The sequence below is a fragment of the Pseudomonas sp. P110(2024) genome (assembly GCF_057480795.1).
On the sequence record NZ_JBLIYT010000012.1, the window covers coordinates 1 to 16,258 of the forward strand.

General features: G+C 59.1%; 13 protein-coding genes and 4 tRNA genes. All 17 read left to right on the forward strand.

What is annotated here, in order from left to right; genetic code table 11:
* The first annotated feature begins 203 nt into the window (after positions 1-203).
* The 17 genes from birA (at position 204) to rpoC (ending at position 16,080) form a co-directional block, all read left to right on the forward strand.
* Positions 204-1,163 (forward strand): bifunctional biotin--[acetyl-CoA-carboxylase] ligase/biotin operon repressor BirA, encoded by a 960-nt coding sequence (gene birA / locus AC25ND_RS19220; protein ID WP_186596845.1) that lies wholly within the window; start codon positions 204-206, stop codon positions 1,161-1,163.
* Complete coding sequence (locus AC25ND_RS19225; RefSeq protein WP_028692320.1) at positions 1,153-1,908, forward strand: pantothenate kinase; 756 nt, start codon at positions 1,153-1,155, stop codon at positions 1,906-1,908. Before birA ends, AC25ND_RS19225 begins: the two co-directional genes overlap by 11 nt.
* A gap of 2 nt (positions 1,909-1,910) precedes the next feature.
* On the forward strand, positions 1,911-2,336 hold the full coding sequence (locus tag AC25ND_RS19230) for a hypothetical protein (protein ID WP_028692319.1): 426 nt from the start codon (positions 1,911-1,913) through the stop codon (positions 2,334-2,336).
* A gap of 152 nt (positions 2,337-2,488) precedes the next feature.
* A tRNA-Tyr gene (locus AC25ND_RS19235) sits at positions 2,489-2,572 on the forward strand.
* 24 nt (positions 2,573-2,596) lie between these two features.
* Positions 2,597-2,670 (forward strand) — tRNA-Gly (locus tag AC25ND_RS19240).
* Between the two features lie 28 nt (positions 2,671-2,698).
* Positions 2,699-2,774: transfer RNA gene (locus tag AC25ND_RS19245), tRNA-Thr, on the forward strand.
* A 79-nt stretch (positions 2,775-2,853) separates the two neighbouring features.
* Complete coding sequence (gene tuf / locus AC25ND_RS19250; protein WP_182323863.1) at positions 2,854-4,047, forward strand: elongation factor Tu; 1,194 nt, start codon at positions 2,854-2,856, stop codon at positions 4,045-4,047.
* Between the two features lie 54 nt (positions 4,048-4,101).
* Positions 4,102-4,177, forward strand: a tRNA-Trp gene (locus tag AC25ND_RS19255).
* 43 nt (positions 4,178-4,220) lie between these two features.
* Positions 4,221-4,589 carry a preprotein translocase subunit SecE gene (gene secE / locus AC25ND_RS19260; protein WP_011531879.1) on the forward strand — a complete coding sequence of 123 codons (369 nt, stop codon included), beginning with the start codon at positions 4,221-4,223 and terminating at the stop codon, positions 4,587-4,589.
* 9 nt (positions 4,590-4,598) lie between these two features.
* Complete coding sequence (gene nusG / locus AC25ND_RS19265; RefSeq protein WP_011531880.1) at positions 4,599-5,132, forward strand: transcription termination/antitermination protein NusG; 534 nt, start codon at positions 4,599-4,601, stop codon at positions 5,130-5,132.
* A gap of 119 nt (positions 5,133-5,251) precedes the next feature.
* Positions 5,252-5,683: a 50S ribosomal protein L11 gene (gene rplK, locus AC25ND_RS19270; protein ID WP_028692261.1), complete on the forward strand. Its 432-nt coding sequence runs from the start codon at positions 5,252-5,254 to the stop codon at positions 5,681-5,683.
* Positions 5,683-6,378 carry a 50S ribosomal protein L1 gene (gene rplA / locus AC25ND_RS19275; protein ID WP_028692260.1) on the forward strand — a complete coding sequence of 232 codons (696 nt, stop codon included), beginning with the start codon at positions 5,683-5,685 and terminating at the stop codon, positions 6,376-6,378. The genes rplK and rplA overlap by 1 nt, the downstream gene beginning before the upstream one ends.
* 198 nt (positions 6,379-6,576) lie before the next feature.
* Positions 6,577-7,077, forward strand: coding sequence for a 50S ribosomal protein L10 (gene rplJ, locus AC25ND_RS19280; protein WP_003257082.1), 501 nt, complete (start codon positions 6,577-6,579; stop codon positions 7,075-7,077).
* A 78-nt stretch (positions 7,078-7,155) separates the two neighbouring features.
* Positions 7,156-7,524: a 50S ribosomal protein L7/L12 gene (rplL, locus tag AC25ND_RS19285; protein ID WP_011531883.1), complete on the forward strand. Its 369-nt coding sequence runs from the start codon at positions 7,156-7,158 to the stop codon at positions 7,522-7,524.
* Between the two features lie 50 nt (positions 7,525-7,574).
* The gene (locus AC25ND_RS19290) at positions 7,575-7,763 is read left to right on the forward strand and encodes a hypothetical protein (RefSeq protein WP_143496079.1); all 189 of its coding nucleotides are present in this window, start codon (positions 7,575-7,577) and stop codon (positions 7,761-7,763) included.
* Positions 7,744-11,817 (forward strand): DNA-directed RNA polymerase subunit beta, encoded by a 4,074-nt coding sequence (rpoB, locus tag AC25ND_RS19295; protein ID WP_028692259.1) that lies wholly within the window; start codon positions 7,744-7,746, stop codon positions 11,815-11,817. The genes AC25ND_RS19290 and rpoB overlap by 20 nt, the downstream gene beginning before the upstream one ends.
* A gap of 63 nt (positions 11,818-11,880) precedes the next feature.
* Positions 11,881-16,080 carry a DNA-directed RNA polymerase subunit beta' gene (gene rpoC, locus AC25ND_RS19300; protein WP_028692258.1) on the forward strand — a complete coding sequence of 1,400 codons (4,200 nt, stop codon included), beginning with the start codon at positions 11,881-11,883 and terminating at the stop codon, positions 16,078-16,080.
* Positions 16,081-16,258: the final 178 nt, after the last annotated feature.

Below are 16,258 nucleotides of genomic sequence, written 5' to 3' on the forward strand. Positions count from 1 at the left end.
GTAGGTCATCGTCAAGATTCATTTCGCAAAACCCCTATCTGCGCGAGCAGGTAGGGGTTTTGTCTTTTCCGCGTTCCAACATCAACGCCATACCGGCGCTCCTACAGGGATCGCGTCGGCTGTGGGGCTGGCGGTAGCCCTTTTCCTATGCAAGCCCTCGGGGCGTGGCTATCATGCCAGCCTTATTCCAAGTCGAGACTGGCATGCTGAAGTTGTTGAATCTCCTCAAGGATGGCCGGTTCCATTCCGGAGAAGCCTTGGGGGCCGCCCTCGGGGTAAGCCGCAGCGCCGTCTGGAAGCAGCTGCAGCACCTTGAGAGCGAACTGAACCTGACCATTCACAAGGTCCGCGGCCGTGGCTATCAGTTGGCAGCGCCACTGAACCTGCTTGAATCTCAGGCGATCGCCGGGTTTTCGGGGGGCGAGCCGTGGCCGGCTTTCATTCATGACACCATCGACTCCACCAATGCCGAGGGCCTGAGGCTTGCCGCCCAAGGGCAGGCGGCGCCGTTCCTGGTGCTGGCCGAACGCCAGAGCGCTGGGCGCGGACGTCGTGGCCGCCAATGGGTCAGTCCGTTCGCTGAAAACCTCTATTACAGCCTGGTGCTGCGTATCGATGGCGGCATGCGCCAGCTCGAGGGATTGAGCCTGGTGGTTGGCCTGGCGGTCATGCGCACGCTGAAGACGTTCGGCCTGAAGGATGTCGGGCTGAAATGGCCCAATGATGTCCTGGCTAGCGGGCGCAAGATCACCGGCATCCTCCTGGAGCTGGTCGGCGATCCGGCAGACGTCTGCCATGTGGTGCTGGGTATCGGTATCAACGTGAACATGCAGGGCGGGGAGCGGATCGACCAACCCTGGACCTCCATGCGCGGCGAGACCGGACAGTTGGTGGATCGCAACCGCTTGGTGGCGGAGCTAAGTCAGCAACTGCAGCATGAGCTGGCCCGTCATCGCCGCTATGGTTTCGCCGCGTTCCAGGAAGAATGGGAGCAGGCGCACCTGTGGCAGGGGCGGAAAGTTTCGCTGGTCGCCGGCACCACTCGCATCGATGGGGTGGCGTTGGGCGTGGATGGGCAGGGCGGCTTGCGTCTCGAGGTGGGTGGTGTGGAAAAGAGCTTCAGCGGTGGCGAGCTCAGTTTGAGGTTGCGTGATGATTCTTGAGCTCGATTGCGGAAACAGTTTTATCAAGTGGCGCGTCATCCATGCGGCTGACGCCACCATCAATGGGGGCGGTATCGTCGACTCCGACCAGGCGCTGGTGGCGGCTGTCGCGGCGCTTTCATCGCTGCGCCTGATCGGCTGCCGGATGGTCAGCGTACGCAGTGAAGAAGAGACTTCGGCGCTGTGTGCGTTGATCCTGGCTTCGTTCGGGGTCGAAGTGAGTGTGGCCCAGCCGGTGAAGGAAATGGCCGGCGTTCGCAATGGCTACGAGGACTACCAGCGCCTGGGGATGGATCGCTGGCTCGGCGCGTTGGGCGCCTATCACCTGGCGGGTCGCGCCTGCCTGGTCATCGATTTCGGTACTGCGGCCAAGGCCGACTATGTCGCGGCCGACGGTGAGCACCTCGGTGGGTATATCTGTCCGGGCATGCCGCTGATGCGTAGCCAGTTGCGCACCCACACCCGGCGAATCCGCTATGACGATGCCTCGGCCGAGCGTGCCCTGGGCAGCCTGGCACCGGGGCGCTCCACCGTCGAAGCGGTCGAGCGTGGTTGCGTGTTGATGCTCCAGGGCTTTGCCCGTACCCAGATCGAGCAGGCGAGGGCGCTTTGGGATGAGGATTTCACGGTCTTCCTGACCGGGGGTGATGCGCCGTTGGTGCAAGACGCTGCACCTCAGGCGCGGATCGTGCCGGATCTGGTCTTTGTCGGCCTGGCCATGGCCTGCCCAATTGAGTCGAGGTGACTATGCGCTGGTTATTTCTGCTGTTGGTAGTGCTCAACGTCGTTTATTACGTGTGGCACCAGCAGGAAGCTCCGCTTAAGGTCAAGGAAGTCGCCCCGTTGTCGTTGTACAAAGGCTCCCAGCAGGAAATACGCCTTTTGCGCGAGACCGGGGCCGCGGCACCTGCCAGGCGGCGCGACGAATGCTTGGTAGTGGGTGGTCTGGCGGTTCGCGAGCAGCTCGATGCCCTGCGTCAGCGCCTGGTCAGCCTGGATATCGTCGCCCTGCCGGTGGTTGGGCAGTTGCCGGGCGCCGAGGGCTTCTGGCTCAAGATAGCCCCTGAAAGCGAGCGTTTGCTGGACCCTGCGGTGCTCTCGACTCTTTCCAAGGATTTCAAAGACTTAAAACACAAAATTATTTTGTGCGAGGGTATTGCAACTGCTGAATAGCTTGATAGAATGGCGCCCGCTTCACAGGGAACACCACTGAGGTGGTAGAGCCCGAAGCGGTGTCAAAGCAGCTAAGTTTCAGATTTGATTGAAAAAATTTGAAAAAACGCTTGACACTAGGGCGGCAGACAAATAGAATGCCGGCCACATCTGGAGGGATTCCCGAGCGGTCAAAGGGGACGGACTGTAAATCCGTTGCGAGAGCTTCGAAGGTTCGAATCCTTCTCCCTCCACCAGTTTTAGCGAGAGCTGCAAGCTCCGCGGGTATAGTTTAGTGGTAGAACCTCAGCCTTCCAAGCTGATGATGCGGGTTCGATTCCCGCTACCCGCTCCAAGTTTGCTGTTGTTGCACAAAGTGTTTCGCTCTTGTAGCTCAGTTGGTAGAGCACACCCTTGGTAAGGGTGAGGTCAGCGGTTCAAGTCCGCTCAAGAGCTCCATATAAACAAGGCAGATATGAAAATATCTGCCTTTGTTTTATAGGCTGTATGACAATTTCTTCTGCGGAGGACTGTATCGATGGCTAAGGAAAAGTTTGATCGTTCGCTACCTCACGTTAACGTCGGCACTATCGGCCACGTTGACCACGGTAAGACTACTCTGACTGCAGCGCTGACTCGCGTCTGCTCCGAAGTTTTCGGTTCGGCCGTCGTTGAGTTCGACAAGATCGACTCGGCTCCGGAAGAAAAAGCGCGCGGTATCACCATCAACACCGCTCACGTCGAGTACAACTCGAACATTCGTCACTACGCTCACGTTGACTGCCCAGGTCACGCTGACTACGTGAAGAACATGATCACCGGTGCTGCCCAGATGGACGGCGCGATCCTGGTTTGCTCGGCCGCCGATGGTCCGATGCCACAAACCCGTGAGCACATCCTGCTGTCCCGTCAGGTTGGCGTTCCGTACATCGTGGTCTTCCTGAACAAGGCTGACCTGGTAGACGACGCTGAGCTGCTGGAACTGGTCGAGATGGAAGTTCGCGACCTGCTGTCCACCTACGACTTCCCAGGCGACGACACCCCGATCATCATCGGTTCGGCTCGTATGGCGCTGGAAGGCAAAGACGACAACGAAATGGGTACCAGCGCTGTCAAGAAGCTGGTTGAAACTCTGGATGCCTACATCCCTGAGCCAGTTCGTGCCATCGACCAGCCGTTCCTGATGCCGATCGAAGACGTATTCTCGATCTCGGGTCGTGGTACCGTTGTTACCGGCCGTATCGAGCGTGGTATCGTCCGCGTTCAAGATCCGCTGGAAATCGTTGGTCTGCGTGACACCACCACCACCACCTGCACCGGTGTTGAGATGTTCCGCAAGCTGCTGGACGAAGGTCGTGCTGGCGAGAACTGCGGCGTTCTGCTGCGTGGTACCAAGCGTGACGACGTTGAGCGTGGCCAGGTTCTGGTCAAGCCAGGTTCGGTCAAGCCGCACACCAAGTTCACCGCAGAAGTCTACGTCCTGTCGAAGGAAGAAGGCGGCCGTCACACTCCGTTCTTCAAAGGCTACCGTCCTCAGTTCTACTTCCGTACCACTGACGTGACCGGTAACTGCGAACTGCCGGAAGGCGTTGAGATGGTAATGCCAGGTGACAACATCCAGATGACTGTCACCCTGATCAAGACCATCGCAATGGAAGACGGTCTGCGCTTCGCCATCCGTGAAGGCGGTCGTACCGTCGGCGCCGGCGTCGTAGCGAAAATTATTGAATAAGTAGTTGATTTACTTGATCAGGCCGGTATAATGGCCGGCCTGATACAGCGTTATAGGTCAGTAGCTCAATTGGCAGAGCGACGGTCTCCAAAACCGTAGGTTGGGGGTTCGATTCCCTCCTGACCTGCCATTCACCTCGGTGTGATGGCTTTCTTCTCACAGGATCCTCCTCGATGACTCCCAAAACTGAAGCCCAAGAATCGCGTTTTGATCTGTTCAAGTGGCTCGCTGTTGTCGCATTGGTAGTCGTCGGTGTCGTGGGTAATCAGTATTACTCCGCTTCGCCGATCCTGTATCGCGTGCTTGTCCTGCTTGCCCTGGCTGCTGTCGCTGGCTTCGTTGCCCTGCAGACCGCCAAAGGTAAGTCGTTCTTTGCGCTGGCGAAGGAAGCTCGTACCGAGATCCGTAAAGTCGTGTGGCCGACCCGCCAAGAAACCACTCAGACCACGCTGATTGTCGTGGCTGTAGTTCTGGTCATGGCGCTGCTGTTGTGGGGTCTAGATTCCCTGCTCGGCTGGTTGGTCTCCTTGATCGTTGGCTAAGGGTGTCTCGTGGCTAAGCGTTGGTATGTTGTGCATGCTTACTCGGGTTACGAGAAGCATGTAATGCGCTCCCTGATCGAGCGCGTCAAGCTGGCTGGCATGGAAGACGAATTCGGCGAGATCCTGGTCCCGACCGAAGAAGTCGTCGAAATGCGCAACGGCCAGAAGCGCAAGAGCGAGCGTAAGTTCTTCCCTGGCTATGTGCTGGTCCAGATGGAAATGAACGAAGGGACTTGGCACCTTGTCAAGGATACCCCTCGGGTCATGGGTTTCATTGGTGGTACCGCAGACAAGCCTGCGCCGATCACCGATAAAGAGGCAGAGGCCATCCTGCGTCGCGTTGCCGACGGGAGTGACAAGCCGAAGCCGAAGACGCTGTTCGAGCCGGGTGAAGTGGTTCGCGTCATTGATGGTCCGTTCGCCGACTTCAATGGCAGTGTCGAAGAGGTTAACTACGAAAAGAGCCGTCTGCAGGTTGCAGTGCTCATTTTCGGTCGCTCCACCCCGGTGGAGCTCGAGTTCAGCCAGGTCGAAAAGGTCTAGCAGAACGCAGCATCCCATACCCCGCAGCCCTATGTGCTGCGGGGTTTTGTCGTCACTGGGATAAAACGCAAGTCAAACGGGGAGCCATCAGGCGTTCGTACCCGAATTTGGAGTAGCTCATGGCTAAGAAGATTCAGGCTTACATCAAGCTGCAAGTAAAGGCCGGCCAGGCCAACCCAAGCCCACCCGTTGGTCCAGCACTGGGTCAACACGGTGTGAACATCATGGAATTCTGCAAGGCCTTCAACGCCCGTACCCAGGGTCAAGAGCCAGGTCTGCCGACTCCAGTGATCATCACTGTCTACAGTGACCGTAGCTTCACCTTCGAGACCAAGAGCACCCCTGCCTCGGTTCTGCTGAAGAAAGCTGCTGGCCTGACCAGCGGTTCGGCTCGCCCGAACACCGTCAAGGTCGGTACCGTCACCCGTGCTCAGCTGGAAGAGATCGCCAAGGCCAAGCAGGCCGATCTGACCGCTGCTGACATGGACGCTGCTGTACGCACCATCGCCGGCTCCGCCCGTAGCATGGGCCTGAACGTGGAGGGTGTGTAATGGCTAAGCTGACCAAGCGCCAAAAGGCTATCGCCGAGAAAATCGAAGCAGGCAAGGCCTACAACTTCGAAGAAGCCGCAACCCTGCTGGCTTCGCTGCCGGCTGCCAAGTTCGTCGAGTCGTACGACATCGCCGTCAACCTCGGTGTTGACCCACGTAAATCCGACCAGGTCGTTCGTAGCGCTACCGTGCTGCCACACGGCACTGGCAAGACCGTACGTGTTGCCGTCTTCACCCAGGGCCCAGCTGCTGAGGCCGCTCTGGCTGCCGGCGCTGACCGTGTAGGTATGGACGACCTGGCTGCCGAAATGAAAGGCGGCGACCTGAACTATGACGTCGTCATCGCATCGCCTGATGCAATGCGCGTTGTAGGTCAGCTGGGTCAGGTTCTGGGTCCTCGCGGCCTGATGCCTAACCCGAAAGTCGGTACCGTGACCCCAGACGTAGCCACTGCCGTGAAAAACGCCAAGGCTGGTCAGGTTCGCTACCGTACCGACAAGAACGGTATCATCCATACCTCCGTTGGCAAGATCGGCTTCGAAGCCGGCAAGCTGAAGGAAAACGTTGAAGCCCTGATCGCTGATCTGAAGCGTATCAAGCCGGCTTCCTCGAAAGGTATCTACGTCAAGCGCGTTACCCTGAGCACCACCATGGGCCCAGGTCTGATCATCGATCAGAGCTCGCTGAACGTGTAATGCTCGGTCGGTGCGATCTTGGTCGCACCGGCTACTAAATTGGGGTCCCTGCCTGGCGGGGGCTATCCAAGACCGTAGGCGGCGCAAGCCTTAAACCTCGAGCCTACGCAGATGGTGCTCCCGATTCGTTCGCGAATCAGACACCAAAACGACATCCGGCTTCGGCCAGATGAAACGGTAGAAACCAGGAGTAAACCCGTGGCAATTAAACTCGAAGACAAGAAGGCCATCGTCGCTGAAGTCAACGAGGCTGCCAAAGTCGCTCTGTCCGCTGTCGTGGCTGATGCCCGTGGTGTGACTGTAGGCGCAATGACCGGACTCCGTAAAGAGGCCCGCGAAGCTGGCGTTTACGTACGTGTCGTACGTAACACCCTGCTCAAGCGCGCTGTTGAAGGCACCGAATTCTCGATCCTCAACGACGCGTTCAAAGGCCCGACCCTGATTGCTTTCTCCAACGAACACCCGGGCGCTGCTGCCCGCCTGTTCAAAGAGTTCGCCAAGGGTCAGGACAAGTTCGAGATCAAGGCAGCTGCGTTTGACGGCAAGTTCCTTGCCGCTAACCAGATCGACGTGCTGGCAACCCTGCCAACTCGCGATGAGGCTATCGCACAGCTGATGAGCGTAATCCAAGGTGCAACCAGCAAGCTGGCTCGTACCCTGGCAGCTCTGCGCGACCAGAAAGAAGCTGCTGCTGCCTAAGGCACGCGCAACACTTTCAAAATCATACGTTTAATTTGATGGCTGCGTAGGCTGTCACCCCAATACAGGATTTAAGTCATGTCTCTGACTAACGAGCAAATCATCGAAGCAATCGGCCAGAAAACCGTTCTGGAAATTGTTGAGCTGATCAAAGCGATGGAAGAAACCTTCGGCGTTACCGCTGCTGCCGCTGTTGCCGCTGGCCCAGCTGTTGCTGCTGCCGCTGCTGAAGAGCAGACCGAGTTCAACGTCGTTCTGACCGAAGCTGGCGACAAGAAGGTCAACGTGATCAAGGCAGTTCGTGAACTGACCGGTCTGGGCCTGAAAGAAGCCAAAGAGAAAGTCGACGGCGCTCCTCAGGTCATCGCTGAAGGCGTTTCGAAAGAAGCCGCTGAAGACGCGAAGAAGAAGCTGGAAGAAGCTGGCGCTAAAGTCGAGCTGAAGTAATTTCGACTTTGCGACTCCAGTCCGAGCGTTAAGCGAAGGACTGATGGCTGGTGGCTTATGCCACCGGCCTTTTTCCGTTATTGGTGGCCGATCAGGTCGGCCCCGATAACGAGCTGCAAGACACCCATGAGGGTGGCGCAAACCAAGAGGTTTGCACGATTTTCGGCTGCTCCCGCCGGGAGATGCCAAACAAGCAGGTGACCAAGCTGGGGAATGCTGATGGCTTACTCATACACTGAGAAAAAACGTATCCGCAAGGACTTTAGCAAGTTGCCGGACGTCATGGATGTGCCTTACCTCCTGGCCATCCAGCTGGATTCGTATCGCGAATTCCTGCAGGCGGGAGCATCCAAGGATCAGTTCCGCGACGTCGGCCTGCATGCGGCCTTCAAATCGGTATTCCCGATCATCAGCTACTCCGGCAATGCTGCCCTGGAGTACGTCGGCTATCGCCTGGGCGAGCCGGCGTTCGATGTGAAGGAATGTGTCCTGCGTGGTGTGACCTTCGCGGTCCCGCTGCGGGTGAAGGTGCGCCTGATCATCTTCGACAAGGAATCGTCGAACAAAGCGATCAAGGACATCAAAGAGCAAGAAGTCTACATGGGTGAAATCCCCCTGATGACTGAGAACGGTACCTTCGTAATCAACGGTACCGAGCGTGTGATCGTATCTCAGCTGCACCGCTCGCCGGGTGTGTTCTTCGACCACGACCGTGGCAAGACCCACAGCTCGGGCAAGCTGCTGTACTCCGCGCGCATCATCCCTTACCGCGGTTCCTGGCTGGACTTCGAGTTCGACCCGAAGGACTGCGTGTTCGTGCGTATCGACCGTCGCCGCAAACTGCCGGCCTCGGTACTGCTGCGCGCGCTGGGCTACAGCACCGAAGAAGTACTCAACACCTTCTACACCACCAACGTGTTCCACCTGTCCGGCGAAAAACTGAGCCTGGAACTGGTGCCTCAGCGTCTGCGTGGTGAAGTTGCGGTCATGGACATCCATGACGGCAGCGGCAAGGTCATCGTCGAGCAAGGCCGCCGTATCACCGCGCGCCACATCAACCAGCTGGAAAAGGCTGGCGTGAAAGAGCTGGACGTACCGCTGGAGTACGTGCTGGGTCGCACCACCGCCAAGGCGATCGTGCACCCTGCCACCGGCGAGATCATCGCCGAGTGCAACACCGAGCTGACCACCGACCTGCTGGTGAAGATCGCCAAGGCCCAGGTTGTCCGCGTCGAGACCCTGTACACCAACGACATCGACTGCGGTCCGTTCATCTCGGATACCCTGAAGATCGACACCACCAGCAACCAACTGGAAGCGCTGGTCGAGATCTACCGCATGATGCGTCCAGGCGAGCCGCCAACCAAGGATGCCGCCGAGACCCTGTTCAACAACCTGTTCTTCAGCGCCGAGCGTTACGACCTGTCGGCCGTTGGTCGCATGAAGTTCAACCGTCGTATCGGTCGCACCGAGATCGAAGGTTCGGGCGTGCTGAGCAAGGAAGACATCGTCGAGGTCCTCAAGACCCTGGTCGATATCCGTAACGGCAAGGGCATCGTCGACGACATCGACCACCTCGGTAACCGTCGCGTCCGTTGTGTCGGCGAGATGGCCGAGAACCAGTTCCGCGTTGGCCTGGTGCGCGTAGAGCGTGCGGTCAAAGAGCGCCTGTCGATGGCTGAAAGCGAAGGCCTGATGCCGCAGGACCTGATCAACGCCAAGCCGGTAGCGGCGGCGGTGAAGGAGTTCTTCGGTTCGAGCCAGCTCTCGCAGTTCATGGACCAGAACAACCCGCTCTCCGAGATCACCCACAAGCGCCGCGTCTCCGCACTCGGCCCGGGTGGTCTGACCCGTGAGCGCGCCGGCTTCGAAGTCCGTGACGTACACCCGACCCACTACGGCCGCGTGTGCCCGATCGAGACCCCTGAAGGTCCGAACATCGGTCTGATCAACTCCCTGGCGGCCTATGCCCGCACCAACCAGTACGGCTTCCTGGAAAGCCCGTACCGCGTGGTGAAGGAAGGCGTTGTCAGCGACGACATCGTGTTCCTGTCGGCCATCGAAGAAGCCGATCACGTCATCGCCCAGGCTTCGGCCGCGATGAACGAGAAGAAGCAGCTGGTCGATGAGCTGGTAGCCGTTCGTCATCTGAACGAATTCACCGTCAAGGCGCCGGAAGACGTCACCCTGATGGACGTTTCGCCGAAGCAGGTAGTCTCGGTCGCAGCGTCGCTGATTCCGTTCCTCGAGCACGACGACGCCAACCGTGCGTTGATGGGTTCGAACATGCAGCGTCAGGCTGTACCGACCCTGCGTGCCGACAAGCCGTTGGTAGGTACCGGCATGGAGCGCAACGTCGCCCGTGACTCCGGTGTTTGCGTGGTTGCTCGCCGCGGTGGTGTGATCGACTCGGTCGACGCCAGCCGTATCGTTGTCCGCGTTGCCGACGACGAAGTGGAAACCGGCGAAGCAGGTGTGGATATCTACAACCTGACCAAGTACACCCGTTCGAACCAGAACACCTGCATCAACCAGCGTCCGCTGGTGAGCAAGGGTGACAAGGTTCAGCGTGGCGACATCATGGCCGACGGCCCGTCCACCGACATGGGTGAACTGGCACTGGGTCAGAACATGCGCATCGCGTTCATGGCGTGGAACGGCTTCAACTTCGAAGACTCCATCTGCCTGTCCGAGCGTGTGGTCCAGGAAGACCGCTTCACCACGATCCACATCCAGGAACTGACCTGTGTGGCGCGTGACACCAAGCTTGGCCCAGAGGAAATCACCGCGGACATCCCGAACGTGGGTGAGGCTGCGCTGAACAAGCTGGACGAAGCCGGTATCGTCTACGTGGGTGCCGAAGTCGGCGCTGGCGATATCCTGGTCGGCAAGGTAACGCCAAAAGGCGAAACCCAGCTGACGCCGGAAGAAAAACTGCTGCGCGCAATCTTCGGTGAGAAGGCCAGCGACGTCAAAGACACCTCCCTGCGCGTGCCGACCGGCACCAAGGGCACCGTCATCGACGTCCAGGTCTTCACCCGTGATGGCGTCGAGCGCGACAGCCGCGCCCTGGCCATCGAGAAGATGCAGCTGGACGAGATCCGCAAGGACCTCAACGAAGAGTTCCGCATCGTCGAAGGCGCGACCTTCGAGCGTCTGCGTTCTGCCCTGAACGGCCAGGTGGTCGACGGTGGCGCGGGCCTGAAGAAAGGCACCGTGATCACCGATGACGTCCTGAACGGTCTGGAGCACGGCCAGTGGTTCAAACTGCGCATGGCCGAAGATGCACTGAACGAGCAGCTGGAAAAGGCTCAGCAGTACATCGTCGATCGCCGTCGCCTGCTGGACGACAAGTTCGAAGACAAGAAGCGCAAGCTGCAGCAGGGCGATGACCTGGCTCCAGGCGTACTGAAGATCGTCAAGGTCTACCTGGCAATCCGCCGTCGCATCCAGCCGGGTGACAAGATGGCCGGTCGTCACGGTAACAAGGGTGTCGTCTCGGTAATCATGCCGGTCGAAGACATGCCGCACGACGCCAACGGTACTCCGGTCGACGTCGTACTGAACCCGCTGGGCGTACCTTCGCGTATGAACGTCGGTCAGATTCTCGAAACCCACCTGGGCCTCGCGGCCAAGGGCCTGGGCGAGAAGATCGACCGCATGATCGAAGAGCAGCGTAAAGCCGCTGAACTGCGTACCTTCCTCACCGAGATCTACAACGAAATCGGTGGGCGTCAGGAGAACCTGGAAGAGTTCACCGACGAAGAGATCCTCGCCCTGGCGAACAACCTGAAGAAAGGCGTGCCTATGGCTACTCCGGTCTTCGACGGTGCCAAGGAGCGGGAGATCAAGGCCATGCTGAAACTGGCAGACCTGCCGGAAAGCGGCCAGATGGTGCTGTTCGATGGCCGTACCGGCAATAAGTTCGAGCGTCCTGTGACCGTGGGTTACATGTACATGCTCAAGCTGAACCACTTGGTGGACGACAAGATGCACGCGCGTTCCACTGGTTCCTACAGCCTGGTTACCCAGCAGCCGCTGGGTGGTAAGGCGCAGTTCGGTGGTCAGCGTTTCGGGGAGATGGAAGTGTGGGCGCTGGAAGCATACGGCGCGGCATACACCCTGCAAGAAATGCTCACAGTGAAGTCGGACGACGTGAACGGCCGTACCAAGATGTACAAGAACATCGTGGATGGCGATCACCGTATGGAGCCGGGCATGCCCGAGTCCTTCAACGTGTTGATCAAAGAGATCCGTTCGCTCGGTATCGATATCGATCTGGAAACCGAATAACACGTGACGCGAAGGGGAGTGGGCAGGTAATGCCCGCTCCCTGCTCCGCCAGGAGGAAAGGCCTTGAAAGACCTACTGAATTTGCTGAAAAACCAGGGTCAAGTCGAAGAGTTCGACGCCATCCGCATCGGTCTGGCGTCGCCTGAAATGATCCGTTCGTGGTCGTTCGGTGAAGTTAAGAAGCCGGAAACCATCAACTACCGTACGTTCAAGCCTGAGCGTGACGGCCTGTTCTGCGCCAAGATCTTTGGCCCAGTCAAGGACTACGAGTGCCTGTGCGGTAAGTACAAGCGCCTGAAGCACCGTGGCGTGATCTGCGAGAAGTGCGGCGTTGAAGTCGCCCTGGCCAAGGTTCGTCGTGAGCGCATGGCGCACATCGAACTGGCTTCGCCGGTTGCCCACATCTGGTTCCTGAAGTCGCTGCCGTCCCGTATCGGCCTGCTGATGGACATGACCCTGCGTGATATCGAGCGCGTGCTCTATTTCGAGAGCTATGTCGTTATCGATCCGGGCATGACCACCCTCGAGAAGGGTCAGCTGCTCAACGACGAACAGTACTTCGAAGCGCTGGAAGAGTTCGGTGACGACTTCGACGCCCGCATGGGTGCCGAGGCTGTCCGCGAGCTGCTGCACGCTATCGACCTGGAGCACGAGATCGGCCGCCTGCGCGAAGAGATTCCGCAGACCAACTCGGAAACCAAGATCAAGAAGCTGTCCAAGCGCCTGAAGCTGATGGAAGCTTTCCAGGGCTCGGGCAACCTGCCTGAGTGGATGGTCCTGACCGTCCTGCCAGTACTGCCGCCGGACCTGCGTCCGCTGGTACCGCTGGATGGCGGCCGCTTCGCGACCTCCGACCTGAACGATCTGTATCGTCGGGTGATCAACCGTAACAACCGTCTGAAGCGCCTGCTCGATCTGTCGGCGCCGGACATCATCGTGCGCAACGAAAAGCGCATGCTGCAGGAAGCGGTCGACGCCCTGCTGGACAACGGCCGTCGCGGTCGCGCCATCACCGGCTCGAACAAGCGTCCGCTGAAGTCCCTGGCCGACATGATCAAAGGTAAGCAAGGTCGCTTCCGTCAGAACCTGCTCGGTAAGCGCGTGGACTACTCCGGCCGTTCGGTAATTACCGTTGGTCCGACCCTGCGTCTGCACCAGTGCGGTCTGCCGAAGAAGATGGCCCTCGAGCTGTTCAAGCCGTTCATTTTCGGCAAGCTGGAAATGCGTGGTCTGGCGACCACCATCAAGGCCGCCAAGAAGATGGTCGAGCGCGAGCTGCCAGAGGTGTGGGACGTCCTTGCCGAAGTGATTCGCGAACACCCCGTACTGCTCAACCGTGCACCGACCCTGCACCGTCTGGGTATCCAGGCCTTTGAACCGGTTCTGATCGAAGGCAAGGCTATTCAGCTGCACCCGCTGGTCTGCGCCGCGTACAACGCCGACTTCGACGGTGACCAGATGGCCGTTCACGTGCCGCTGACCCTGGAAGCCCAGCTCGAAGCGCGCGCGCTGATGATGTCGACCAACAACATCCTGTCGCCAGCCAACGGTGAGCCAATCATCGTTCCGTCGCAGGACGTTGTACTGGGTCTGTACTACATGACCCGTGAAGCCATCAATGCCAAGGGCGAAGGTCGCGTGTTCGCCGACCTGCAGGAAGTCGACCGCGTATTCCGCGCCGGCGAAGCGGCCCTGCACGCGAAAATCAAGGTCCGTATCAACGAGACCGTGAAAGAGCGCGACGGCTCCATCGTCAAGAACACCCGTATTGTCGACACCACTGTCGGCCGTGCGCTGCTGTTCCAGGTTGTGCCTGCCGGCCTGCCGTTCGACGTGGTCAACCAGTCGATGAAGAAAAAGGCGATCTCCAAGCTGATCAACCAGTGCTACCGCGTGGTTGGTCTGAAAGAGACCGTGATCTTCGCCGACCAGCTGATGTACACCGGTTTTGCTTATTCGACCATTTCCGGCGTTTCGATCGGTGTCAACGACTTCGTGATCCCGGACGAGAAAGCCCGCATCATCGGTACCGCCACCGACGAAGTGAAGGAAATCGAGAGCCAGTACGCCTCCGGCCTGGTTACCCAGGGCGAGAAGTACAACAAGGTCATCGACTTGTGGTCCAAGGCGAACGACGAAGTGTCCAAGGCGATGATGGCCAACCTCTCGAAAGAGAAGGTCGTCGACCGCGAGGGCAAGGAAGTCGAGCAAGAGTCCTTCAACTCGATGTACATGATGGCCGACTCCGGTGCGCGTGGTTCCGCTGCCCAGATTCGTCAGCTGGCCGGTATGCGTGGCCTGATGGCCAAGCCGGACGGCTCGATCATCGAGACGCCGATCACCGCGAACTTCCGTGAAGGTCTGAGCGTACTGCAGTACTTCATCTCGACCCACGGTGCTCGTAAGGGTCTGGCGGATACCGCACTGAAGACTGCTAACTCCGGTTACCTGACTCGTCGTCTGGTAGACGTGGCGCAGGATCTGGTGGTTACCGAGATCGACTGCGGCACCGACCAGGGCCTGCTGATGACCCCGCACATCGAGGGCGGTGACGTTGTCGAGCCGCTGGGTGAGCGTGTACTGGGTCGTGTCATCGCCCGTGACGTGTTCAAGCCAGGCACCGAGGACGTCATCGTTCCGGCCGGTACCCTGGTGGATGAGCAGTGGGTCGAGTTCATCGAGCTGAACAGCATCGATGAAGTGGTCGTGCGTTCGCCGATCAACTGCGAAACCCGCTACGGCATCTGCGCCAAGTGCTACGGTCGCGACCTGGCTCGCGGTCACCAGGTGAACATCGGTGAAGCTGTCGGCGTTATCGCTGCACAGTCGATCGGTGAGCCGGGTACCCAGCTGACCATGCGTACGTTCCACATCGGTGGTGCTGCAAGCCGTACCTCGGCTGCCGACAGCGTCCAGGTGAAGAACGGCGGTATGGTGCGTCTGCACAACCTGAAGCAGGTCGAGCGTGCCGACGGCAACCTGGTTGCCGTATCGCGTTCCGGCGAGCTGGCCATTGCCGATGAATTCGGTCGTGAGCGTGAGCGTTACAAGCTGCCTTACGGTGCGGTGATTTCGGTCAAGGAAGGTGAGAAGGTCGAAGCTGGCGCCATCGTCGCCAAGTGGGACCCGCACACCCACCCGATCGTTACCGAGCTCAAAGGTACCGTGACCTTCGTGGGCATGGAAGAAAACATCACCATCAAGCGCCAGACCGACGAACTGACCGGCCTGACCAACATTGAAGTGATGGACGTCAAGGATCGCCCTGCCGCCGGCAAGGAAATCCGTCCGGCGATCAAGATGGTCGACGCCAACGGCAAGGACCTGTACCTGCCAGGCACCGACGTGCCTGCCCAGTACTTCCTGCCGGCCAACGCCCTTGTCGGCGTGGCTGACGGTGCCCAGATCGGCGTCGGTGACGTTATCGCGCGTATCCCGCAAGAAACGTCGAAGACCCGTGACATCACCGGTGGTCTGCCACGCGTTGCCGACCTGTTCGAAGCGCGTCGTCCGAAAGAAGCCTCGATCCTGGCTGAAGTCAGCGGCACCATCGCGTTCGGTAAAGAGACCAAGGGCAAGCGTCGTCTGGTCATCACTCCGACCGACGGTAGCGATCCGTACGAAGAGCTGATTCCGAAGTGGCGCCACCTGAACGTCTTCGAAGGCGAACAGGTAAACCGCGGCGAAGTCATCTCCGACGGCCCGAGCGATCCGCACGACATCCTGCGTCTGCTGGGTGTGAGCGCGCTGGCGAAGTACATCGTCAACGAGATCCAGGACGTTTACCGTCTGCAAGGCGTGAAGATCAACGACAAGCACATCGAGACCATCCTGCGTCAGATGCTGCGCAAGGTCGAGATCTCCGAGTCGGGCGATTCCAGCTTCATCAAGGGCGACCAGATGGAACTGACTCAGGTACTGGTAGAGAACGAGCGTCTCGCCAGCGAAGACAAGTTCATCTCCAAGTTCACCCGTGTGCTGCTGGGTATCACCAAGGCCTCGCTGTCCACCGAATCGTTCATCTCGGCGGCTTCCTTCCAGGAAACCACCCGCGTACTGACCGAAGCGGCGGTAACCGGCAAGCGCGACTACCTGCGCGGCCTGAAAGAGAACGTGGTCGTGGGTCGCCTGATCCCGGCCGGTACTGGTCTGGCCTACCACAGCGAGCGCAAGCGTCGCCGTGATGCCGACAAGCCGCTGCGTGTGAGCGCCAGTGAGGTGGAAGCCGCACTGACCGAAGCGCTGAACTCCAGCGGTAACTAAGTGCAGGGCAGGGCCCCGGCAAGCCTCTAGCGATCATCGGCGACATGAATTGTTGCCGATGATCGGGCGAGGAGGGCCGGGGCCTCGTCTTGACTGGGTGCAAGATCCTCTTTAGACTTTTGTACCCTTAAATTTGGTGAGGCTCCGTCTCGCCAATTTTTGGCTTTCTTGCAAGACA